The sequence below is a fragment of the Sorangium sp. So ce117 genome (assembly GCF_051524395.1).
Classification (GTDB): domain Bacteria; phylum Myxococcota_A; class Polyangia; order Polyangiales; family Polyangiaceae; genus Sorangium; species Sorangium cellulosum_B.
On record NZ_CP150309.1, the window covers coordinates 8,631,676 to 8,652,812 of the forward strand.

A 21,137-nucleotide genomic window follows, 5' to 3' on the forward strand; every position below is an offset into this window, starting at 1 on the left:
AACGCGCTGATTTTTTGCCTGGGGCGGTCCCAAAGGAGGTATCTCCTGTTACCTCCGATGCGAACCTTCTGGCCCGGGTCCGTTTTGAGCGGACTACTGTGCATTGCTATCGCCGCGCCGGCGAACGCGCAGCCCGACGCCGTGGCCGTGGCCGAGTCGCTCTTCAACCGCGGCCTCGCGGACATGCTGGCGGGGAAGTTCCAGACCGGCTGCCCTGCCCTCACCGAGAGCTACCGGCTCGATCCTCGCGCAGGGCGGCTGTTCACGCTCGCCGAGTGCGAGGCCAAGTGGGGGCGCACCGCGACCGCGGTCGCGCGCTACAATGACTTCCTTTCGTTCTACTCCCGCCTGTCCGAGTCCGAGCAGCTCAAGCAGTACGATCGCTACAAGCTCGTGCTCGAGCAGCGCGACGCGCTCGTGCCGCTCGTACCACAGCTCACGCTGTCGCTGCCGGCCGACGCGCCCGCTGGGACGCTGGTGCAGCGCGATGGCATCACGCTGGAGGGGCCTTCGCTCGGGATCGCGCTCCCCGTCAACCCGGGCGAGCACGTCGTGACGACGAAGGCGCCGGGCGGGCCCACGCACGAGGTGCGGTTCACGATCGAGAAGTCGGAGCAGAAGACGATCGAGCTCGAGGTGAAGCTCCCCGAGGCGCCGCCGCCCGCGCAACCGGCGGATCAGCCGCCCCAGCAATCCGCCTTGCCGCCGTCGCAGCGCGACGAGGGCGCGTCGCGGACGCCGGCGCCGACCGGGACCAGCGGCCGGCGCGTGCTGACGTACGTGACGGGCGGGCTCGCCTTGGGCGGGCTCATCGCCGGGGGCGTGACGGGAGCGATGGCGCTCAGCGAGAACCGCCTCGCGGAGGAAGACTGCGACGACGTCGGCTCCGGCAGGGCGGTATGCAAGACCGCCGAAGGGCAGGCCGCTGGAAAGCGCGCGAAGGACCTTGGGCTCGTGAGCACGATCGGCTTCGGCGCCGGGGCGGCGCTGGCCGGGACGGCGCTCGTGCTCTTCCTGACGGAGCCCTCCTCGTCCGGTTCGCAGGCCAGCGCGACCACCGGCGCGCAGGCCAGCGCCGCGCCCTACCACCGAGCAGGCGCGGTGAGCTGGTCGCTGCTCGCGGGACCGACCGGCGGCGGCGTCGTGGTGCGCAGCCAGTGGTGAACCAGCCCGCGCCTGTCGCCGCCTTCGCCCGCGCACGGTAGCGCGGTGCACACGCACGTCGGCGCGGCGCGCGCGGCAATGTGGCGCCGCACGCGCCACGACGGCGCGGCAATGTGGCGCACGCGCTCACGCCGCCTCGAAGCCGCGTTGCGATGCGACGTCCAAGGGAAATCCACGATCGCCGCGCCGCGCACCGTCGGAACCTTGCGCCTCGTCGTGGGGCGCGGCCGAGCGTAGTATCCCATGGAAAACTACAGGCCGACGCGCCCTTGCGGGTGAGGCGGTGAGGAAAGGGCAACTCATGATCACGAAGACCACGATGGCCATGTTGGGGGTCGCAGCCTCCGGTCTGCTCGCAGGCTGCACGGAGACGCTCGACTCGCAGCAGATCAAGACCGGAGGGATCTCGGCGACCCTGGAGGCGATCGCCGAGAGCGCGTCGTCGACGACCCTGCGGGCCACCCTCAAGGCCGGTGGCGACGAGAGCAACACGTACGTCATCCTGAGCGCGGGAGATCGGATCTCGGCGACCGTGGACGGCGAGGCGGTCGCGATGTCCGCCGAGAGCGATGGGGTCTACGAGGCCGCCGTCGACGTCGGCGCAGGAGGCACCGAGATCAAGGTGCTGCTGGACCGCGACGACGAGGGCGACGACGACGCGACGAACAACGTGGGGACGCTCCCCGATCCGTTCGACCTCGAGGCGCTGCCCAGAGAGCCAGTCCCGCGCGGCGAGGACCTCACGATCACCTGGGCGCCGAGCGCGTCCGGGGACGACATGGTGATCGACGTGAAGGGCGACTGCATCTTCTCCAAGACGTTCGATGTGGGGGGCGACACGGGGACGTACACCATCGACGCGGGCCAGCTGGAGGCGACCAGCTCACAGGAAGCCGAGAGCTGCGACGTGGACGTCGTGATCCGCCGCTCGCGCAACGGCACGACGGACAACAACCTCGACCCGGAGAGCTCGTTCGAGCTGAGCCAGGTCCGGGGAGGCCGCTTCACCTCGGCCCCCTGAGGCTCAACCGAACAGCGCGGCGTAGTCGTCCTCGCGGAAGCCCACGAGCACCCGGCTTCCCTTCACCAGCACAGGCCGCTTCACGAGCTTCCCGTCCTCGGTGAGCCACCGCGTGACGTCGTCGTCGCTCGCGGCGTCCACCCGCGCCTTGCCGAGCGCGCGGTAGCTCTGCCCGCTCGTGTTGAGCCACCGGCGCACCGAGAGCCCGCTCGCCGGGACCCACCGGGCGAGCTCTGCGGCCGTCGGCGGCTCATCGACGATGGGGCGCACGGCGACGTCGATGCCGCGCTCGCCGAGCCACTTCAGCGCTCGCTTGCAGGTGCTGCAGCCGGCATAAGAGAGGATCTGGACCTTGCTCATGCCGCGCCTTCTGCCCCCTCGACCGCGCGACATCAAGCGCGGATGATCGCGAAAAAGGAGATGGAAAGCGCGCGCATAGCAGGAGAGAAAAAAAAGGGCTCCTGGGCAATGCGCCCGGAATGCGCCCGGAGACGGGCAATGCACCGATTGACCGCGGGCGGTTCATGGCGCGCGCCGGCGCCGGCGGCGGCGGACGAAATGCCGCATCGCGCGACGGGCCGTCTGGTATAGGGGGCGCGGAAAGGAGCCGCCCCCAGCGGCAGCGCCCCTCGTGATCCGTCTCGATTCCATCAGCAAGCAGCACGGCAAGCAGATCCTCTTCCTCGAGGCCTCCGCGGCGGTGAACCGCGGCGAGAAGGTCGGCCTGGTGGGGCCCAACGGCTCGGGCAAGACGACCATCTTCCGGATGATCACCAAGGAGGAGGCGCCCGACGGCGGCCAGGTCGCCATCGATCGCGGCGTCACCGTCGGCTACTTCAGCCAGGACGTCGGCGAGATGAAGGGCAGGAGCGCCGTCGCCGAGACCATGGACGGCGCCGGCCCGGTCTCCGACGTCGCCGCGGAGCTCCGCGAGCTCGAGGCCGCTCTCGCCGACCCCGAGCGGATGGATGAGATGGAGAGCTTGATCGAGCGCTTCGGGCAGGCCCAGGCCCGCTACGAAGAGCTCGGCGGCTACGCGCTCGACGCCAAGGCGCGCGAGATCCTCGCCGGGCTCGGCTTCAGCCAGACCGTGATGGACGGCGACGTGGGCGCCCTCTCGGGCGGGTGGAAGATGCGCGTCGCGCTCGCCCGCATCCTCCTCATGAGGCCCGACGCGCTCCTGCTCGACGAGCCGACCAACCACCTCGACATCGAGTCGATCATCTGGCTCGAAGGGTACCTGAAGCAGTACGCCGGGGCGCTCGTCATGACCTCGCACGACCGAGAGTTCATGAACCGCATCGTCACCAAGATCATCGAGATCGACGGCGGCGAGCTCACCAGCTACTCCGGCAACTACGAGTTCTACGAGCAGCAGCGCGCCATCAACGAGCAGCAGGCCGAGGCGCAGTACGAGCGCCAGCAGGCGATGCTCGCGAAGGAGATGCGCTTCATCGAGCGCTTCAAGGCCCAGGCCGCCAAGGCGGCGCAGGTCCAGTCGCGCGTGAAGAAGCTGGAGAAGATCGACAAGGTCGAGCCGCCGAAGCGCAGGAGGACGATCCGCTTCGAGTTCAAGCCCGCGCCGCGCTCGGGCGACGACGTGGCGCGGCTCAGCGGGGTGAAGAAGTCGTACGGAGGGCGCTCCATCTACGACGGATTCGACCTCCTGATCCGCCGCCGCGAGCGCTGGTGTGTGATGGGCGTCAACGGCGCCGGCAAATCCACCCTCCTCAAGCTCGTCGCGGGGACCTCCGCCCCGGACGCAGGCGGGGTGAACGTCGGCGCGAGCGTGAAGCTGGGGTATTTCGCGCAGCACGCGATGGAGCTCCTCGACCCGACCCGCTCCGTCTGGGAGTCCATCGTGGCGAGCTTCCCCCAGGCCTCGATCGGCTCGCTCCGCACGCTCGCCGGCGCGTTCGGCTTCTCGGGCGACGACATCGACAAGCCCTGTCGCATCCTGTCCGGCGGGGAGAAGGCGCGCCTCGTGCTCGCGATCATGCTCTATGATCCGCCGAACTTCCTCGTGCTCGACGAGCCGACGAACCACCTCGACATGGCGACCAAGGAGATGCTCGTCGCGGCGCTCGCCTCGTTCGAGGGCACCATGCTGTTCGTCTCGCACGATCGCCGCTTCCTCGCCGCGCTGTCCAACCGCGTCCTGGAGCTCCTGCCCGACGGGCCGCGCGTGTATGGCGGGGGATACCTGGAGTATGTCGCCCAGAGCGGACACGAGGCGCCAGGCATCCGGAGCTGATCCGCGCCGGCGTGGCGCTCGCGGCGTGTGGCGCGTGGTGTGCGGCCCGCGCGGCGAGCAAGCTCCGCCCGGGAGCGGCGCTCTCTCGTCGATTTCGTCGATTCGAGTCTGCGCTAGGTGAACACGCGCTCAAGGATTCGCGCTATCGTGAGGTCCCCGATGGATCTGCTCGGTAGACCGAACCCAAAGCGGCTCTCCGACTTCATCCAGCGCCACCACGACGCGCTCCTGGATGCCTGGAAGTACCGAGTCCAGGCGCTCAGCCCGGCGCGGCGGCTGCCGGCGCCGAGGCCGACCGATCACCTGCCGGACATCCTCGCCTACATCGCCGAGGGCACGCGCAGCGCGGGCACGGCGGCCGCGATCGACCGGAAGCACCGGGGGCTCCCTGGGCTCCACGCGTTGAGCCGGCTCGCCCACGGGTACGATCTCGCCGACGTCGTGATGGAGTACGCGGCGCTCCGCGCCGTGATCCTGGAGCTCTGGGAGCGGGACGGCGGCGGGGACGGGGGGCGTGAGGTCATCCAGCTGAACGGGACGATCGACGAGGCGATCGCTGACGCGGTGTCCCGTTACCAGGCGGCGCGCGTGCGCCTGCTCCAGGCGCTCGACGCCATCTCGACGGCCGCGCTCGGCAGCAGCGATCTGGACACCTTCCTGAAGGCGCTCGTCCGCGCCACCCGGGAGGCGGCGGCCGCAGTGGACGTGGCGATCGTCCTGCTCGGGGACGGGGACGCCCTCGATGTCCACGCGACCGCGGGCATCGACGACGGGCCGCTGCCCGGGCCCCCGCTCGAGGCGACGCGGGAGTTCGCCCGCGCGGTCCTCGCGCTGCGCGGGCCCACGTCGCTCGACGCCGCGGCCGGCGGCTTGCCCGTGACCGCGCGGGAAATCCGGGCGAGGGGGCTGCGCGCCGTCTACGGCGTGCCGCTGATCCACGAGGGGCACTCCATCGGCGTCGCGATCCTCGGCTCCCGCAACGCCGAGGAGTTCTCCGAGGACGACGCGCTGATGCTGCGCACGATGACCAGCCGGGCGACCGGCATCATCGTGCAGGCGCAGCTCGTCGCGAAGGAGCGCGCGGCGCGGCGCCAGGCGGACGACGCCCGCGCCCTGCTCGCGACCGTTGTCGAGCAGATGCCGGCGGGGCTCGTCATCGCCGAGCCACCGACGGGGCGCGTCCTCCTCTCGAACCCCCAGGCCGGGACGATCTTCGGGCTGCCGCTCCTGGAGATCAGCGGCATCGATGGATACGCCGTCTGCCGGGGCTTCGACCCTCGGTCGGGCAAGCCGTACGAGGCCCGGGATTGGCCTCTCGCGCGGACGATCACGACCGGCGAGGTCGTGATCGACGAGGAGATCGACATCGTCCGCGACGACGGCGCGCGGGGGCGGATCCTCGTGCGCTCGGCGCCGGTCCGGGATCCGGTCGGGCGCGTGATGGCGGCCGTCGTGACCTTCTTCGACATCACGGAGCGGACGCGCGCCGAGCAGGGGGAGCGCTTCCTGGCCGCCGCGAGCGCCGCCCTCAGCGACACCCTCGACTTCCAGGGCACGCTCGACCGGGTGGGGCACCTGACGGTCCCCGAGCTGGCAGACTGGTGCGTCATCCAGACGCTCCCGGACCTCGAGCAGTCGCGCGGGATCACGGTGACCCACACGCGCCCGGAGGAGCTCCAGAGGGCGCGGGCGCTCTTCCGCGAGCAGGACCCCCCGCCGCCGCTGACGGCGCTGCTGGAGCGCGCCCTCTGCAGCGAGCGCCCGGAGCTCATCGGGGATCTGTCGCACCCGCTGATCGCCTCGCTCGACGAGAACGGCGCCTTCCGCCGGTTCGCCCGGGCGCTCGGGATCACGTCGGCCCTGGTGGTCCCGATGGTCGCGCGGGGCCGCACCTTCGGCTGCATCACGCTGGCGACGGCGGGGTCCGGCCGGGTCTACGACGAGGCGGACCTCGCGGTGGCGCACGACCTGGCGCAGCGGGCGGCGCTCGCGGCGGACAACGCCCGCCTGTACGAGGCGGCGCAGCGCGCGATCGAGCTCCGGGACAACGTGCTCGCCACGGTGTCCCACGACCTCAGGAACCCGCTGAGCGCGATCCTCACGGCGGCCGCCGTGATGACGAAGCGCGCGGCGGCGCGGGGAGAGAAGGGCGACACGAAGGCGATCCAGGCGATCCAGCGCTCGGCGCACCGGATGGATCGGCTGCTCCACGACCTGCTCGACTTCGCGAGCCTGCGCGCCGGCCGGCTGGCGCTGCGCCGGCAGCCGCAGGATCCGCGGGAGATCGGCAGGGAGGCGGTGGAGACGTTCGAGTCGCAGGCCCAGGAGAAGGGGATCCTGCTAGGGGTCGTGGCGGCCGACGACGTCCCGCTCGTCACGTGTGATCGCGATCGGGTGCTCCAGGTGCTCACCAACCTCCTGAGCAACGCGCTCCAGGTGACGGGCGCCCAGGGGGCGATCACGCTGCGGTGCGAGCGCGGGGAGGAGCACGTCGTCTTCTCGGTGGCCGACACGGGGCCGGGGATCCCGGAGAACGAGCTGCCCCACCTCTTCGAGCGGTTCTGGCGCGGCCAGCGGAACGGCTACAAGGGCACAGGGCTCGGGCTGGCCATCGCCCGGGAGCTCGTGGCGGCGCACGGGGGGACGATCCACGTGGAGAGCCGCGTGGGCGTGGGGACGACGTTCAGGTTCACGATCCCCGTCCTCGACGAGGGGTGAGCCGGGGCGGCGGGCAGACGGGACAGCCGCCGCAGGGGAGGAGTGGACGATCGAGCACGCCGGTCCCAGGAGCCCTCGGGAAGGAGGAGACATGGGAGTCGATACGACGCACGATCCGCCGGGCGACCCGCGCCTCGCGCGCGAGGTCAGCGAAGAGAAGCGGCCTCTCCCAGAGGCGGACGTCCCGGGCGTCCGCGGGCCGATCACGCCGTCTGGCGAGCTCGAGGACACGCCGCCCGACGAGGTCGATAGCTGGGGCAGCGAAGGCGGCGCCGGCTCCTACGCGGGGGGGCCGATCATCTCGACGACAGCTCCCGGCGCGGAGGGTGCGCCGCGCGCCGGTTCAGCGGGGAAGCATCGCTGAGCCGCCCGGCCGGCGGGCGCGACGCCAGGGCGACCGGTGAGCGCGCTGCGGACCGGACAGCGAGGAGAAATCGAGTCGACCCGTGATAATTTCTGACGGCTACCGCAAGGCATCTTGTCACTGGCGATCGCGGTGACAGGGCCCTTGGCGAGCCGCTTCGTCAACGGCAGAATGGGCGCCCTCGATCGCGCGAGGAGGAGAGCCCATGTCCAGACGTCGACGGATCAACACCAGCGACATGCCCCGCTCGGGGAACGTGATCCACGTGAGCGCGAGGCAGATGTGGGAGCTCGCGTGGGTGCGGAAGCTGGGTCTCGAGGACATCGAGTGGGACCCGGCGCACTCCTGCGAACACTGCTCGAGCGACGCCCCCCGGCCGCCACCTCACGGCAGCTGCGCGGACCTGGGCGCGCACCGCTGCATGTAGGCCGGCTCGGGGCAGCCGTCGTGCGTCAGGATCTCGCCGTCCAGGCACTTCACGAGCGCCGCCCGGATGTCGAGGCACCTCCCCCGCCCCGCGTCCACACATCGATGCTCCGTGGTGGTCCCGTTGGCGCAGCCGTCGAGCTGGCCCTCGGGGCACTCGAGGAGCGGCCCGGTCGAACAGTCGTTCTCCCGCCGCTCGCCCGCCGCCGCCGTCGACGTCCCCTGGGTCGCCGGCTGCTTGCTGGAGCAAGCCGCGCTCGAGACGAGCGCGAGCCCCGTGAAGAAGAGCCCCGTGAAGAAGAGGCTCAGGCCCCGACGGGGCCAGTCGCTGCGCGTGTTCATTCCGTCGTTCTCCGTGGATGAAGCCCGGTCGCGGAACCCCGAAGGCGGGTCGCCGCCCGAGCGGGCGGCAGCGTACTCCACTCCACGTCCACGGGACGACAGGGTCCCGGCCCACGCTCGCCTCGTCCCGCAGGCGCGGCGCAGGTCAAGACCCCATGGCCAGGTCAAAACGCGCCGCCGCCGTGCGCGAGCAGCGCCCACGTGTCGCCGCCCGTCGGGCTCGTCGCGCCGCCGAGGCTCAGGTCGTCGAAGAACGCAGGACGGAAGTTGAACCGAGCGCCCAGCTTGACGTTGCGCGTGACGAGCCGCTCCACGCCCGCGGTGAGCGGCACCGACAGCGCAAACGCGTCGCCGCCGCGGCCCGCCCAGCCCACGTAGCCCACGCCCCCGACCACGAACGGCTGCACGACCGCCTCGTCAGCGCGCAGGATGTTGTAGCGCAGACCCGCGTCGAGCGAGGTCATCACGAGTGACTTCCCCACGATGGCGCGCTCGTTCACCGAGCCTGTGTAGTTGGCCTCGACGGCCACGCGCGGCGACATGCTCCCGGTCACCCGAACGTTCCAGCTCGGCCCGACGCCCGCCGCGCCGCCCAGGAAGCCCAGGACGCCAAGGCCGCCCTCCACCGCGACAGTGGGCTCCGGGATGCGCCGGATGAGCGGTTGATCCGCCGGAGGGAGGTTGCCTGTCGGCCGGACCTGCTGATCCCGGCCCGCCGCGCCCTGCGCCTCCGCCGCGCCGGCGAGCGCCATCATTCCGGCGGCGGTCATGGCGGCCGCCGCGAGTCGTCGCGTGCTCATTGCAGTTGTCTCCGGTTGGCTCGTTCCGTCTTCGACGACCGCCTCGTGCACACCGCAGGCCACACGCGGCTGTGCAGCCCAGGCCCCGCGCGCTCCGCCTTGCGCCGCGCAGCCGGCCGCCGCCGAAACCGCGGCGCCACCGAAACCACGGCCCCGCTCGCACGTATCTCGGACGTGGAGCTCATGGAAACGAGACGCCGAGCAGGCGGGCGAGCGAGGAAGGTGACCCCGATCTCCCTTCCCGAGCGCCGGCCTTCCTGTTCAAGTGGAGACCGCCGCGCGCCCTCGCGCGCGGGCGCGCAACAACCCGAGAGAGCCTGGAGGCGAGCTTGAAGACGATCCGGACAAGGACCTTGCTCCTCCTCGCGCTCGCGGCCGCCGGCCTGGGCGCGGCCGCGTGCCAGGGGGAGCAGCCGAGCCTCGCGCCCGCCGCGACCGAGCTGAAGGCGCCGGAGCCGAAGGCGCCCGCCGCGGCGGCCTTCGCGATCGACCGCGCGGGCAGCAAGGTCGAGCTCGTGATGGATGCGCCCCAGGAGAAGATCCGGGGGCGGATCGCGGGCGCCGCCGCGGGGACGCTCCAGGTCGACCCCGCCGACATCACGAGGACGACGGGCCTCATCACGGTCGACCTCTCCACGATCGAGCTCTTCCAGACCGCCGTGGGCGACGACGGCAAGCCCGGCGAGGAGAAGAAGAGCGACCTGCAGAACCAGCACGCGCGCACCTGGCTCGAGATCTCGAAGGACACGCCCGACGACGTCCGCGCGAAGAACGAGAAGGCCCAGTTCGCGATCCGGTCGATCTCGACCTCCGGCGAGAAGGACCTCTCGAAGCTGTCCGGCGCGGAGCGGACGGTGACCCTCACGGCGTCGGGCGACCTGCTGCTGCACCAGCGGCAGTCCCCGAGGACCGTGGAGCTCATCGCCACGTTCAGGTACGAGGGCGAGAGGCCCGCGAGCGTCACCGTGAAGACGGCGAAGCCGTTCCCGGTGGGGCTCGCCGAGCACGACGTCCGCCCGCGCGAGGCGTTCGGCAAGCTCGCCCAGAAGACGCTCGAGGTGCTCTCGCCCAAGGTCGCCAAGGAGGCGATGGTGACGCTCGAGCTGACCGCGACCGCCGGCGCGGCCCCCACGGCGCCGGCGGCGGCAGCGGACGGCGGCGCGCGGTGAGCGCGGCGCGCCGCCCGAACGTGGGCCGTTGCGGCGACGCAGCGGCTCTGAGATGACACGGCGGTCCGGAAGCCGCCGGAAGCCGGATGACGCCTCGCCCGCCGGAGGGCGCAGCCCGTCGAGACGACAACGGTGGGCGCAGGCCCGTCGAGACGAGAACCAGAGGAGCCACACGATGCTGTCGAAGAAGAGCATTTACGAGACCCTCGCCGCGCTGAGCGCCGGCGCCATGGTGATGAGCGGCTGCGCCGGCGCGCAGGCGCCGGTCAACGCGAGCGAGGTCCCCGCAGAGCAGACCGCCCCGGCCGAGCCCGCGCCGGCGCCCGCGCCGGCCGAGGCCGCCACCGGCGACGCCGCCGCGGGCGCCAACGTCCCCGCCGCCCCGGCCGAGCCCGCGCCGCCGGGCGACGCGCAGTCCGCCGCGACCTCGCCGCAGGTCGCCCCCACGGCCACCCCGGCGGCCACGGCCGCGCCGCCCGCGCCGCCCACCGCGGCCCCGGCCACCGGCGCCCCGGCCAAGCCCGCCGCCAAGAAGACGGGCGCCGCCGCGAAGAAGCCCGGCCACGCGGGCTGCGGCCAGGGCACCTGCGGCTGATCGCGGCCTCCCGCGCCCTCCCCGTACCCCCATGACCGGCAGCGCGCTCACCGGTGTCGGCCTCGGGCTCCGATGGGAGTTCCTCGACGAGGTGCTCGCGGCGCTCGACGCGCCCGATCACGGCGCGCGCGACGCGGCGCTGCCCGTCCCCTTCTTCGAGCTCTCCCCCGAGAACTACATGCGGCGCGGCGGCTACTTCACCGCCGCGATCGAGCGCGTCCGGGAGCACCGCCCGATCCTGACGCACGGGCTCACCCTGTCCGTCGGCGGGCTCGATCCGCTCGACGCCGGCTACCTGCGCGCGCTCGGGGGGTTCCTGGAGCGGCTCGATCCCCCCTTCCACAGCGACCACCTCTGCTTCTCCGGGGTCGACGGCGCGTTCCTCCACGACCTGCTGCCGCTCCCGCACACGTCCGCGGCCGCCGCCCACGCCGCGGCCCGCATCCGCGAGGCGGAGGAGCGGCTCGAGCGCCCGATGGCGATCGAGAACATCACCTACTACCTGGTCCCGGGCCGCGCCTCGCTCGACGAGGCCGACTTCCTCGTCGAGGTGCTCGAGCGCGCCGGCTGCCGGCTCCTGCTCGACGTGAACAACGTCTACGTCAACGCCCGGAACCACGGCTTCGACCCGATCGCGTTCCTGGAGAAGATCCCTCCCGAGCGCGTGGCCGCGATGCACGTTGCAGGGCACGAATGGCGCGACGACGCGGAGGTCCTCGTCGACACGCACGGCGCGCCGGCCATCGCCCCGGTGCTCGACCTGCTCGCCCGCGCGGTCGCGCGGACCGGGCCGGTGCCGGTCGTGCTCGAGCGGGACAACGACGTGCCGCCGCTCGGCGCGCTGCTCGCCGAGCTCGCCGAGGTCGACGCGGCGTACCGGCGCGGGCTCGCCGCGCGGGAGGCGCGGGCGTGAGCGCGGCGGGCGAGATGGGCGAGATGGGCGAGGCGCGCGAGGCGCGCGAGGCGCGCGAGGCGCGCGAGGCGCGCGAGGCGCGCGAGACCGGCGAGACCGGCGAGACGTCGAACACGCCGCCGCCGGAGCTCGCGGCGCTGGAGCGGGCGCTCCAGCGGAGCGTGACCGCGCCGGACGGCGAGGCGATCGCGGCCGATCCCCGCGCGTGGCTCGCCCGCGCCGGGCTCGAGGGGCCGGACCTCGAGGCGATGGCAGCGCTCCCGCCGAAGCGGCTGCTGCTCTACCGGAGCCTCATCCGCCGCGGGCTGACGGGCGCGATCCGCGCCGGGATCCCGCGGACCGCGGCGCGGCTCGGCGCGCGGTTCGAGGCGGACGTGGCGCGCTTCATCGAGGCGGAGCCGCCCCGGTCGCGCTACCTCCGCGACGTCGCGTTCGAGTTCGTGGGCTTCGCGGCGCCGCGCTGGGCCGGGGATGCGGAGGTCCCCGCGTACCTCGCGGATCTCGCGCGCCACGAGCTGGCCGCCTTCGCGGCGGCGTGCGCCGAGCAGGACGAGGAGGCCGGCGCGGGCGGGGCGTCAGGGCCGCTCGGCGACGAGGCGCCGGCAACACCGGGCAACGAGGCGCCGGGGCCCCTGGGCGACGCGCTGTCGCTCGACCGGGGGGCGCGCTTCCAGCAGGCCGCGGCGCTCGTGCGCTACGAGCACGCGGTCCACAGGCTGCAGGGCGACGCGTCGGCGCGCGACGTGCCGGCCCGCGAGCCCACCCGCCTGCTCGTGTACCGCGACGCCGCGCACGACGTGCGCTTCCTCGAGCTCACGCCGCTCGCGGCCGAGATCCTGGGCCGCCTCCTCGCGGGCGCCGCGCTCGGGGAGGCCGTGGTCGCGGGCTGCGCCGCGCAGGGGCACCCGGTCGACGGGCCGGTGCTGGAGAGCACCGCGGCCCTGCTGAGCGATCTTGCCGAGCGCGGGGCGCTCCTCGGGCCGTCGCGATGATCGCCGGGGCGCAGACGGTGTATGCCGTCAGGACCTCCATGGATGAGCTCGCCCTGAACGAAGCGATGGACCGGTACGCGTGCGGCGACGCGCGCGCGTTTCCGGAGCTGCACCGCGCGCTCGCGGCGCGCCTCCTCGCGTACCTCGCCCGCATGAGCGGCTCGGAGACGCTCGCGGGCGACCTGACGCAGGAGACGTTCCTGCGGATGCACCGCGCCCGATCGAGCTTCGCCCGCGGCGGCGCCGTCGCGCCGTGGGCCTACGCCATCGCGCGCAACGTCTACCTGGATCACGCGCGCGCCCAGAAGCACCGCGGCACCGAGCGCCTGCCGAGCGATCCGGGCGCGGAGCCGCCGGACGCGCGCGGCGCGGACGCCGAGGCGGTCGCGATCGCCTCCGAGACGGCGCGGGCGGTGGAGCGGACGCTGGCGGGCCTGCCGGCCTCGCAGCGCGAGGCGTTCATCCTGATCCGGTACGAGGGGCTGAGCGTGCAGGACGCCGCGGCGATCCTGGGGACGACCGCGAGCGCGGTGAAGCTCCGCGCGTTCCGCGCCTACGAGGCGCTGCGGGCGGCGCTCGACGATCTCAAGCGGCGGCCCGAGGCGGAACCAGGAGGCGCGGAACAGCGCCGCCGGAGCAAGGGCCAGGGGAGCGTCCGGGGAGGTGCCAATGTCGAATGAGCGCGACTTGCTGAGCGGGCTGAAGGACATCCCCGATCCCGCGGCCCACCTCGCCGCCCGCCCGCCGCCGGCCCGGGTCGACGCGCCGGCCGAGCCGTCGCCGACGCGCCCGGCGCGCGAGCGCCTCGTCGTGGGCGCGATCCTGGCGGGGCTCGCGTGGATCCTGCTCCAGACGTGGGTGGAGGGCTTCCGCGACGACCTCGGATCGCCCCGGGTCGCCCTCCCGCTCGTCCTCCTGGCGGCGCTCTCCGGCCTCGGCCTGCTGCTCGCGCTCTTGCCGCGCGCCCGGGGCCTGCCGGCCAGCGTGCGGGCGCTCCAGGCGCTCGTCGCCGCGGTGGCGGTCGGGTTCCTGGCCGCGGCGGTCCTCACGTCGCGTGGGGACGACGTGCTGGCGCCCCTGAGCGTGCACCTCGAGTGCAGCGCGGTCGCGCTCGGCATGGCGCTCGTGCCGTTCGCGCTGGCGGCGCTCGTGCTGCGCCGCTCGTTCCTCTCGGCCCCGGCGTGGCGGGGCGCCACGATCGGGGCCCTGTGCGGGCTCGGGGCGGCGATCGGCATCCACGCGCACTGCTCGCTCGACGAGGTCGTCCACGTCGCCTTCGCCCACGGCGTGCCCATCGCGGCCGGCGCGCTCCTCGGCGCCGCCGCCGGGGCGCTGCGCGGGCGAGCCTGAGGCGCCGCGCCGCGTCGCGCGTCCTCCCCGGCCATCGATCGCTGCGAGGCGGCGCGACCGCCGCGGACCTGCCGCAGCGCGCCGCGAAGGGGAGCGCGCCGTGCCGCTTGCGCCGCGGCGCTGGCCAGGTCTAACGCAGGAAGCAGGAGAAACCAGGTCGATGCAGCGCGCGCTCCTCTTTCTGGCGGCGGGACTGTGGCTCGGATGCGGCAGCTCCGGCGCCGGAGCCGCGAACAACGGCGCCACGACGGGCGTGACCACCGGCGGCGGTGACGGCGCGAACCAGGGCGTCGGCAGCACGAGCGTCGGCAGCACGAGCGCCAGCAGCACGAGCGGCGGCGGCGCGGGCGGCAGCGGCGGCGCGGGCGGCAACGGCGCGGGCGGCGGCAGCTCGCAGGCCGAACGCGCGTTCATGGTCTATGTCGGTGGTCACGAGGGGCTCTTCGTCTTCCGCCTGGACGGCGCCGACGGCGCGCTCTCGGCCGTGCAGGGCCCGCTCGACGCCGAGATGAACCCGACCTTCCTCGCCGTCGACCCCGCGCACCAGCGCCTCTTCGCGGCGAACGAGCTGAACGAGGTGGACGGGGAGCTGTCGGGCGCGGTCAGCGCGTTCCGGATCGATCCCCAGGGCGGGACGCTCGAGCTCATCAACAGGGCGTCCTCGAAGGGCGCGGGCCCCGCCCACCTGTCCACGGATCGCTCCGGGCGCTTCGTCCTCGTCGCCAACTACGCCGGCGGGACGGCGGCGGTGCTCCCCGTGGGCCAGGACGGCGCGCTCGGCCAGGCGGCCTTCGACGTGGCCTTCGGTCGCCGGACGAGGTCGCACCACGCCATGACCGATCCGGCGAACCGGTTCGCGTTCGTCACCAACCTCGGGCTCGACGAGATAGCGCAGCTCACCTTCGACGCGGACACGGGCCAGATGGAGCCGAATGACCCGCCAGCCCTCTCGCTCCCCGAGGACACGACGCCTAGACACCTCGAGTTCCACCCGAACGGCCGGTTCGCGTACGTGATCAACGAGTCTTCCGGTTCGATCACCCCCCTGAGCTACGATGCGTCGCGCGGGACGTTCACCGCCATGGCCACCGTGTCGACCTTGCCCGACGGCGTGAGCGCCGAAGGAAACTTCTCCGCCGAGGTCCAGGTGTCCCCGTCGGGCAAGTTCGTGTACGGGTCGAACCGCGGCCACGACAGCATCGCCATCTTCGCGGTCGATCCCGAGCGGGGCACGCTCACGCCCGCCGGCCATGCCTCGACGCAAGGCATGACGCCTCGCCATTTCCAGATCTCTCCGACAGGCGATCTGATGCTCGTCGCGAACCAGGATTCAAGCAACATCGTCGCGTTTCGCGTGGACGAGGCGACGGGCGCCCTCGAGCCGACAGGCCGTGTCACCGAGGTCCCCGAGCCCACCTATGTCGGGATCGTGGCCCTGCCGGACCAGTGACCACCGGGGCGCCCTCTCCCGCGCCCCTGTGACGGATCGCCACGCCGCCGAGCGGCGCCTCTCCAGCTCTTCGGGAAACCTCTTCGATCCGGCTCGGGGGGCTGGCGGGCTGAGGCCTGGCTTCAGCCGTGATGGCTGCCCGCGCGCTTGAGCAGCTGCTTGCAGCGCTCGGACAGGTGCACCACGCGCAGGTGCTTGCCGGCCTTGGCGTAGCGTCCGCGCAGGGTCTTCAGCGCGGCGATGGCCGAGTAGTCGACGAAGCTCAGGTGGCGGCAGTCCAGCGTCACCTGGGGCGGGTCGTCGACGGCGTCGAACAGGTCGAGGAAGGGCGTGGTGGAGGCGAAGAACAGGGTGCCGTGCAGACGATAGAGCTTGCTGCCGTCCGCCTCCAGGCGCTCGTCGGCGTAGAGCTCGCGGGCGCGCGGAGCGGTGCCAGCCTGGATCCGCCGAGGCTCATTCCGGCGCTGGGTTCGGATGCGTCTGCCTGCGTCGGAACGACGCTGAGCACGAGGGCGAACCTCGTCGCCGGCGGGATCGGCCGGCCTGCCGTCCTCATCGTCGGATCCCTCGTCTTCCGCAGCACGCGAGCGACGCGGCCGACGCGGACCATTGTTCTGATGAATGGACTGGTCGTCAAACTGAAGCGAGGCGAAACACAACAATGGATGTGGGCCGTACCCGCCCGGAGACGAAGCTGTCGCAGCCGCGGTCGGATCCGTTCGCCGGGGTCTCGTGACGGAGCTCGAGCCGCTGTGATGCGGACAAGAAGGGCAAGCTGGAGCCGAAGACGACCCTGGCGGATCTGGTGCGCAGTCGAGCTCGCGTTCGGCGAGACGTCCGAGGCGCTCGTCAAGGGCCTGTAGCGGGGCTGTGGGCGCTCGGCGGGGGGAAGGAACCCCGCCGTGGCTCACCGCCCGAGATGGCGCTTCGGCTCCTCCCCCGACTTCCGCAGCATCACGATCTTCCCCGTCGGCGTCGCCACGGTCTTCACGAAGGCGGCCCGCTGTCGCCCGAGGACCCAGCTCGCCTCGGCGAGCTCCTCCTCGGCGCGCTGGCCCTTCACCAGCAGCACGATCCCGTTGGGCCGCACGAAGGGCACCGTCAGGGGGACCAGCATGACAAGGCGCCCCACCGCGCGCGCCGTCACCGCGTCGAACGCGCCTTGGAGATCGCCCTTGCCGAGCTGCTCGGCGCGCTCGGCGCGCACCGACACGTTGGTGAGGCCGAGGCCCGCGGCCACCGCGACGAGGAACGAAGCCTTCTTCTGCGTCGCCTCCACCAGCGTCACCTTGAGATCGGGCCGAGCGATGGCGACCGGAAGGCCGGGGAGGCCCCCGCCCGAGCCGATGTCGGCGAGGCGCGCCCCCTCGCTCAGCTCCTCCAGCAGGGGCAGGAGCGTGAGCGAATCGAGGATGTGTTTCTCCCAGACCTCGACCGGATCCGTGATCGAGGTGAGGTTCATCAGCTCGTTCATCGCGAGCAGGCGCGCGAGGTAATCGCCGAGCCTGGCGATCGTCGCGGCGTCGAGGGTGACGCCGATCGCCGCGAGGCGCTCCGCGAAGCCCTCCGGAGGCGTGAGCGGAGCGGGAGCCGGCAGCGGGAGAGGAGCGCGTTCGTCAGGGAGCATGGACGTCCGCGCACCCTAGCAAGCTCTCCCTCGTGAAGCGCCGCAATTCTCGCGCTCGCCCTCCCCGCCCGCTCCGGGGCCGCCCTTGTGGCGGGTCGCTACGCCGCCGAGAGGCGCCTCTGCAGCTCTTCGGGAGAGACGTCCTCGATCCGGCTCGCGAAGGACCAGCGATGGCCGAACGGATCGCGGAGCCAGGCCGTCCGGTCTCCGAACGGCTTGTCCTGCGGCGGGCGATCGATGGTCGCGCCTGCCGCCGCGGCCTGAGCGACGAGCGCGTCCACGTCCTCCACGTAGACGACGACGGCCGGGCTGCTGCCTCCCAGCGTCTCGGGGCTGATGGCGCCGAGCTCGGGATACTCGTCCGACAGGAAGAACCGAGCTCGACCGATGGACAGCTCGGCGTGGCCGATCCGCCCGTCGGGCATCGGGATGCGCGAGTCCTCGCGCGCGCCGAACGCGCGCTTGTAGAACTCGATGGCTTCCGCGGCGCTCCGCGCGCTCAGGTAGGGGAAGCACGTCTGACCTTCCGGGACGGGGTGGACCTTGCTCTTCGTCATCGTCGCGCTCCTTCGTGCTCGTCTTGGATCATGGCCTTTCCCGGGGGAACGGCGGGAGTTGCCTTGACGATCGAGCGGCGCTCCTCGCGCGCCCGTGCGCCAGGAGGAAGGCAGGCCTCTCCTGGCGCGCGTCGCCTCGGCGATCCGGGTTGGCGCTCATCCTGGAGCATCGCGCCGACCGCGTATTGGACGAAATTCACCTGCGCGCTCGGCCGTGCGGCTTGACGAACGCGTAACACATCCGTTACACATCACGCCGATGGACGCCGTTGCCCAGGCGCTGGCGGATCCGATCCGGCGGGAGATCCTGCGGATGCTGCGCGATCGCACCGCCACGGCGGGCGCGATCGCCGGCGCGTTTCCGGTCAGCCGCCCGGCGGTCAGCCGTCACCTGCGCGTGCTGCGCGAGGCGGGCCTGGTGCGCGACGTCCAGTGCGGTCGCGAGCGCGAGTACCGCCTCGATCTCGGTGCGCTCGCCGAGCTCGAGGCGTTCTTGCGCGAGTTGCACGCAGCGAGCCCGTGGCACCGCCGGTTCGACGCGCTCGAGACCGAGGTGCAGCGCGTCGGCCGGCAGCGGCGCATGGCGACCGCATCCTCGTCTCACAACGAAGCGAAACGAAGGAAGGAGACCGCATGAGCCCCCGACCCACAGGCCGCGTCCGGAGCACGGCGACAGGCGCCGATCTCGTCATCACGCGCAGCTTTCGCGCCCCCATCGAGGATGTCTGGCAGAGCGTCACCGCCTCCGAGAGCACGGCGCGCTGGATCGGCCCGTGGGAGGGCGAAGCGGGGCCCGGCAAGACGGTGCGCCTTCAGATGGCGTTCGAGCAGGGGGCGCCATGGTGTGACTTCTCGATCGACACGTGCGAGCCGCCGCATCGCCTTGCGCTCTCGGCCAAGGACGATCACGGCGAGTGGCGGCTCGAGCTGTCGCTCGCGGCGAAGGGTGAGATCACCGAGCTTACCTTCATCCAGCGCCTCGCCGATCCAGCGCTCGCCGGCGATGTCGGGCCGGGCTGGGAGTACTACCTCGACATGCTCGTCGCCTCCAGGCTCGGCGAGCCGCTGCCCAGCTTCGCCGACTACTATCCGGCGCAGCGCGACTATTACCTGGGCGACGCGCGCACGCAGGCGTAGCGCGTACTCAGGCGTAGCGCGCGCGGGCGCTCGGCAGAAGTGATCATGATTTCCCCATCTCCTTCGCGGCGCTCCAGCCCTGGACGAGGAGAAGGAGCGGGCTGTGCATTCGCGGCAGCCCGGGATAGGCTCGCGGCATGAAGATCGTCCTTCCGGGTGGGAGCGGACAGGTAGGTCAGATCCTTGCGCGCGCCTTCGCGGCCGACGGACACGAGGTGATCGTCCTGTGCCGCAGCGCGAGCGTGCCCGCAGGGCGGGTCGTGCCGTGGGATGGACGCACGCTCGGTCCCTGGGCGCGCGAGCTCGACGGCGCCGACGTGGTGTTCAACCTCGCTGGCCGCAGCGTGAACTGCCGTTACACGGACGAGAACCTCCGCGCGATGAGGAGCTCTCGTGTGGACTCGACGCGCGCCGTCGGCGAGGCGATCGCCGCCGCCTCACAGCCGCCGCGCGTATGGCTGCAGATGAGCACGGCCACGATCTACGCGCACCGCCACGACGCGCCCAACGACGAGGCGACCGGGCTCCTCGGCGGCGACGAGCCGGACGTCCCCTCGACTTGGCGCAACAGCGTCGAGATCGCCCGAGCGTGGGAGCAGGCGCTGGACGAGGCCAAGACGCCGCGCACGCGCAAGATCGCGATCCGCGCATCCATGGTGATGAGCCCTGATCGCGGCGGCATCTTCGACGTGCTGCTCGGGCTCACCCGGCGGGGCCTCGGCGGTCCGGCCGGCGGAGGGCAGCAGTTCGTGTCGTGGATCCACGATCGCGACTTCGTGCGAGCGACGAGGTTCTTGATCGAGCGGGACGACATCTCCGGGCCGGTCAACCTCGCCTCGCCGGGGCCGCTCCCCTACCGCGATTTCATGCGCGCGCTGCGCGAGGCCTGGGGTATCGGCTTCGGGTTGCCCGCGACGAAATGGATGCTGGAGGTCGGCGCGCTCGTGATGCGCACGGACACCGAGCTCGTGTTGAAGAGCCGGCGCGTCGTCCCGGGACGCCTGCGCGAGGCCGGGTTCACGTTCGCCTTCACCGAGTGGTCGGCGGCGGCGCGCGACCTCGTGGCGCGATGGCGCGCCAAGAGCTGAGGAGGTGAACAGCCCGGCGCCCGCGAGGCATCAGCCGTCCATCGCCGCATCGAGGCGGCCTTCCTCCGTCGCGAGGGGTCTTTCGTCCGCGGATCACCTCAGCTCGTAGACGTCGACCGTGTCCACCATCACATGGGGGACGAGGACGCGTCCACGCTTCGTGTCGTAACCGATGTCCGCGGGCGTCTTCTGCTCGGGAATCGCGACCTCGAAGGTCCCGCCGAGCTTCCCGCGAAGCACCGCCGACGCTTCGTGGCTGGTCACGAGGAGCGAGTCCCCGAGGGAGATCAGGCCGTCGAGGCGGCCGCCGGGCGCCGTGGTGGTCACGTCCTGCCTGGCGCCCTTCTCATCGAGGCGGAAGACCTCGGGAGCGCCGCTCGAGCAGACCACGAGTCCCTTGTCGGACCATGCGAGGCCGTTCGGCATGTGCAGGTCGGTGGTCTTCAGCAGCGCCCTGGCCTTGCCCTTCTCGATGACGTACATGGCATCGCTCGACGTCGCCTCGAGGCTTCCGGTCGCGGTGATCTTGAAGCCGGAGTCGGACACGTAGACCTTGCCGTCCGGAGCCGCAGCGACGTCGTTCAGCAACGTCGTACCGGGGATGGAGATCTCCCCCTTCGGCGCCCCGGTCTTGAGATCGAACATCCGGACGGTCGTGAGGTCGGCGATGTAGAGCACGCCCTTCGCGATCGCCGAGCCTGTCGGCGCGTCGAGCCTGACCTTGGCCTTGCCGCCCTCGATCCACTTTAGATTCGTCACCTGACCGTCGGGCGAGAGGACGGAGATGAAGCCGTTGTTGTCCTTGTCGTCCGGATTGCCGTTGATGTTCGACACGAGGTACCGGTCGTTGTCCGCGTCGTAGAGCACACTCTCCGGCTTGGCGAAGCCGGTGTACCTTGCGACAGGGCTCGGCGCGGCAAGCCTGGGCGGCTCCGGCGCCGCCGTGGACGCCGCGGGAGGAGCCGGAGCCGCAGGCGGGGGTTCGACGCTGTTCGTCGCGACGGGCGCGGCGGAAGCGGAGGCCGCCGGCGCCAGCGCGGGCGGCGGGGTCTCCCCGCCGCAGGAAACCATCGCGGCCGCAGCGGCGATGGACGTGAAAATGCCACGAGATCGTTCCACGAGAAGACCTCCGGGCGGCGAATTTACCACAGCGCCGAGCGCTTGCGGCGC

22 protein-coding genes and 1 pseudogene are annotated in these 21,137 nt (G+C 72.2%); 16 read left to right on the forward strand and 7 right to left on the reverse strand.

The genetic code is table 11. From position 1 onward, the window contains the following. Positions 1–84 precede the first annotated feature (84 nt). Entirely contained in the window at positions 85–1,164 is a 1,080-nt protein-coding gene (locus tag WMF46_RS32195) for a hypothetical protein (RefSeq protein ID WP_437980704.1), read from the forward strand. A 301-nt stretch (positions 1,165–1,465) separates the two neighbouring features. Beyond that, entirely contained in the window at positions 1,466–2,185 is a 720-nt protein-coding gene (locus WMF46_RS32200; protein WP_437980705.1) for a hypothetical protein, read from the forward strand. 3 nt (positions 2,186–2,188) lie between these two features. Here the strand turns inward: WMF46_RS32200 and WMF46_RS32205 are convergent, their stop codons facing one another. After that, positions 2,189–2,545, reverse strand: a complete 357-nt coding sequence (locus tag WMF46_RS32205; protein ID WP_437980706.1) for a Spx/MgsR family RNA polymerase-binding regulatory protein — start codon at positions 2,543–2,545, stop codon at positions 2,189–2,191. Between the two features lie 271 nt (positions 2,546–2,816). Between WMF46_RS32205 and abc-f the strand changes: the two genes are divergently transcribed. The 4 genes from abc-f (at position 2,817) to WMF46_RS32225 (ending at position 7,948) form a co-directional block, all read left to right on the forward strand. Next, entirely contained in the window at positions 2,817–4,439 is a 1,623-nt protein-coding gene (abc-f, locus tag WMF46_RS32210; protein WP_437980707.1) for a ribosomal protection-like ABC-F family protein, read from the forward strand. Between the two features lie 147 nt (positions 4,440–4,586). Then, a complete protein-coding gene (locus WMF46_RS32215; protein WP_437980708.1) occupies positions 4,587–7,157 on the forward strand; it encodes an ATP-binding protein in 2,571 nt (856 codons plus the stop codon). 91 nt (positions 7,158–7,248) lie between these two features. Beyond that, a complete protein-coding gene (locus tag WMF46_RS32220) occupies positions 7,249–7,521 on the forward strand; it encodes a hypothetical protein (protein ID WP_437980709.1) in 273 nt (90 codons plus the stop codon). A 205-nt stretch (positions 7,522–7,726) separates the two neighbouring features. Further along, a complete protein-coding gene (locus WMF46_RS32225; protein ID WP_437903396.1) occupies positions 7,727–7,948 on the forward strand; it encodes a hypothetical protein in 222 nt (73 codons plus the stop codon). On the opposite strand, the gene WMF46_RS32230 is transcribed toward WMF46_RS32225, so the two are convergent. Further along, the gene (locus WMF46_RS32230) at positions 7,906–8,289 is read right to left on the reverse strand and encodes a hypothetical protein (protein WP_437980710.1); all 384 of its coding nucleotides are present in this window, start codon (positions 8,287–8,289) and stop codon (positions 7,906–7,908) included. The two genes, WMF46_RS32225 and WMF46_RS32230, sit on opposite strands and share 43 nt — an antisense overlap. Positions 8,290–8,453: 164 nt before the next feature. After that, positions 8,454–9,089: a hypothetical protein gene (locus WMF46_RS32235; RefSeq protein WP_437903398.1), complete on the reverse strand. Its 636-nt coding sequence runs from the start codon at positions 9,087–9,089 to the stop codon at positions 8,454–8,456. 329 nt (positions 9,090–9,418) lie between these two features. Here WMF46_RS32235 and WMF46_RS32240 point away from each other — a divergent pair, with 329 nt between their 5' ends. From WMF46_RS32240 to WMF46_RS32270, 7 genes are all read left to right on the forward strand, one after another. Further along, on the forward strand, positions 9,419–10,258 hold the full coding sequence (locus WMF46_RS32240; RefSeq protein WP_437980711.1) for a hypothetical protein: 840 nt from the start codon (positions 9,419–9,421) through the stop codon (positions 10,256–10,258). 175 nt (positions 10,259–10,433) lie between these two features. Next, entirely contained in the window at positions 10,434–10,853 is a 420-nt protein-coding gene (locus WMF46_RS32245; protein ID WP_437980712.1) for a hypothetical protein, read from the forward strand. Positions 10,854–10,884: 31 nt separating this feature from the next. Further along, positions 10,885–11,766 carry a DUF692 domain-containing protein gene (locus WMF46_RS32250; RefSeq protein ID WP_437980713.1) on the forward strand — a complete coding sequence of 294 codons (882 nt, stop codon included), beginning with the start codon at positions 10,885–10,887 and terminating at the stop codon, positions 11,764–11,766. Next, on the forward strand, positions 11,763–12,758 hold the full coding sequence (locus tag WMF46_RS32255; RefSeq protein ID WP_437980714.1) for an HvfC/BufC N-terminal domain-containing protein: 996 nt from the start codon (positions 11,763–11,765) through the stop codon (positions 12,756–12,758). Before WMF46_RS32250 ends, WMF46_RS32255 begins: the two co-directional genes overlap by 4 nt. Positions 12,759–12,796: 38 nt before the next feature. Further along, on the forward strand, positions 12,797–13,438 hold the full coding sequence (locus tag WMF46_RS32260; protein ID WP_437980715.1) for an RNA polymerase sigma factor: 642 nt from the start codon (positions 12,797–12,799) through the stop codon (positions 13,436–13,438). After that, complete coding sequence (locus tag WMF46_RS32265) at positions 13,428–14,108, forward strand: NrsF family protein (RefSeq protein ID WP_437980716.1); 681 nt, start codon at positions 13,428–13,430, stop codon at positions 14,106–14,108. The genes WMF46_RS32260 and WMF46_RS32265 overlap by 11 nt, the downstream gene beginning before the upstream one ends. Positions 14,109–14,268: 160 nt before the next feature. Next, positions 14,269–15,558 carry a lactonase family protein gene (locus tag WMF46_RS32270; RefSeq protein ID WP_437980717.1) on the forward strand — a complete coding sequence of 430 codons (1,290 nt, stop codon included), beginning with the start codon at positions 14,269–14,271 and terminating at the stop codon, positions 15,556–15,558. Between the two features lie 122 nt (positions 15,559–15,680). Here the strand turns inward: WMF46_RS32270 and WMF46_RS32275 are convergent. The 3 genes and pseudogenes from WMF46_RS32275 to WMF46_RS32285 all read right to left on the reverse strand — a co-directional run. Then, positions 15,681–15,980 (reverse strand): annotated as a pseudogene (locus WMF46_RS32275) (STAS domain-containing protein); the annotation flags it as partial. 485 nt (positions 15,981–16,465) lie between these two features. Beyond that, a complete protein-coding gene (gene rsmG / locus WMF46_RS32280; protein WP_437980718.1) occupies positions 16,466–17,185 on the reverse strand; it encodes a 16S rRNA (guanine(527)-N(7))-methyltransferase RsmG in 720 nt (239 codons plus the stop codon). A gap of 98 nt (positions 17,186–17,283) precedes the next feature. Further along, positions 17,284–17,742, reverse strand: a complete 459-nt coding sequence (locus WMF46_RS32285; RefSeq protein WP_437980719.1) for a VOC family protein — start codon at positions 17,740–17,742, stop codon at positions 17,284–17,286. Positions 17,743–18,001: 259 nt separating this feature from the next. On the opposite strand from WMF46_RS32285, the gene WMF46_RS32290 reads away from it, so the two are divergent. The 3 genes from WMF46_RS32290 (at position 18,002) to WMF46_RS32300 (ending at position 19,967) form a co-directional block, all read left to right on the forward strand. Next, the gene (locus tag WMF46_RS32290) at positions 18,002–18,379 is read left to right on the forward strand and encodes an ArsR/SmtB family transcription factor (RefSeq protein ID WP_437980720.1); all 378 of its coding nucleotides are present in this window, start codon (positions 18,002–18,004) and stop codon (positions 18,377–18,379) included. Next, the gene (locus tag WMF46_RS32295) at positions 18,376–18,879 is read left to right on the forward strand and encodes an SRPBCC family protein (RefSeq protein ID WP_437293963.1); all 504 of its coding nucleotides are present in this window, start codon (positions 18,376–18,378) and stop codon (positions 18,877–18,879) included. Before WMF46_RS32290 ends, WMF46_RS32295 begins: the two co-directional genes overlap by 4 nt. A 137-nt stretch (positions 18,880–19,016) precedes the next feature. Then, positions 19,017–19,967, forward strand: coding sequence for an epimerase (locus WMF46_RS32300; RefSeq protein ID WP_437980721.1), 951 nt, complete (start codon positions 19,017–19,019; stop codon positions 19,965–19,967). A gap of 93 nt (positions 19,968–20,060) precedes the next feature. Here the strand turns inward: WMF46_RS32300 and WMF46_RS32305 are convergent, their stop codons facing one another. After that, positions 20,061–21,086 carry an SMP-30/gluconolactonase/LRE family protein gene (locus WMF46_RS32305; RefSeq protein WP_437980722.1) on the reverse strand — a complete coding sequence of 342 codons (1,026 nt, stop codon included), beginning with the start codon at positions 21,084–21,086 and terminating at the stop codon, positions 20,061–20,063. Positions 21,087–21,137 lie beyond the last annotated feature (51 nt).

What these genes read in the sequence shown, in the direction of transcription:
- WMF46_RS32200 (WP_437980705.1), top strand. Translation starts at nt 1,466, where the DNA reads ATGATCACGAAGACCACGATGGCCATGTTGGGGGTCGCAGCCTCCGGT.
- WMF46_RS32205 (WP_437980706.1), bottom strand. Translation starts at nt 2,545, where the DNA reads ATGAGCAAGGTCCAGATCCTCTCTTATGCCGGCTGCAGCACCTGCAAG.
- WMF46_RS32220 (WP_437980709.1), top strand. Translation starts at nt 7,249, where the DNA reads ATGGGAGTCGATACGACGCACGATCCGCCGGGCGACCCGCGCCTCGCG.
- WMF46_RS32225 (WP_437903396.1), top strand. Translation starts at nt 7,727, where the DNA reads ATGTCCAGACGTCGACGGATCAACACCAGCGACATGCCCCGCTCGGGG.
- WMF46_RS32230 (WP_437980710.1), bottom strand. Translation starts at nt 8,289, where the DNA reads ATGAACACGCGCAGCGACTGGCCCCGTCGGGGCCTGAGCCTCTTCTTC.
- WMF46_RS32235 (WP_437903398.1), bottom strand. Translation starts at nt 9,089, where the DNA reads ATGAGCACGCGACGACTCGCGGCGGCCGCCATGACCGCCGCCGGAATG.
- WMF46_RS32245 (WP_437980712.1), top strand. Translation starts at nt 10,434, where the DNA reads ATGCTGTCGAAGAAGAGCATTTACGAGACCCTCGCCGCGCTGAGCGCC.
- WMF46_RS32250 (WP_437980713.1), top strand. Translation starts at nt 10,885, where the DNA reads ATGACCGGCAGCGCGCTCACCGGTGTCGGCCTCGGGCTCCGATGGGAG.
- WMF46_RS32260 (WP_437980715.1), top strand. Translation starts at nt 12,797, where the DNA reads ATGGATGAGCTCGCCCTGAACGAAGCGATGGACCGGTACGCGTGCGGC.
- WMF46_RS32265 (WP_437980716.1), top strand. Translation starts at nt 13,428, where the DNA reads ATGTCGAATGAGCGCGACTTGCTGAGCGGGCTGAAGGACATCCCCGAT.
- WMF46_RS32270 (WP_437980717.1), top strand. Translation starts at nt 14,269, where the DNA reads ATGCAGCGCGCGCTCCTCTTTCTGGCGGCGGGACTGTGGCTCGGATGC.
- rsmG (WP_437980718.1), bottom strand. Translation starts at nt 17,185, where the DNA reads ATGCTCCCTGACGAACGCGCTCCTCTCCCGCTGCCGGCTCCCGCTCCG.
- WMF46_RS32285 (WP_437980719.1), bottom strand. Translation starts at nt 17,742, where the DNA reads ATGACGAAGAGCAAGGTCCACCCCGTCCCGGAAGGTCAGACGTGCTTC.
- WMF46_RS32290 (WP_437980720.1), top strand. Translation starts at nt 18,002, where the DNA reads ATGGACGCCGTTGCCCAGGCGCTGGCGGATCCGATCCGGCGGGAGATC.
- WMF46_RS32295 (WP_437293963.1), top strand. Translation starts at nt 18,376, where the DNA reads ATGAGCCCCCGACCCACAGGCCGCGTCCGGAGCACGGCGACAGGCGCC.
- WMF46_RS32300 (WP_437980721.1), top strand. Translation starts at nt 19,017, where the DNA reads ATGAAGATCGTCCTTCCGGGTGGGAGCGGACAGGTAGGTCAGATCCTT.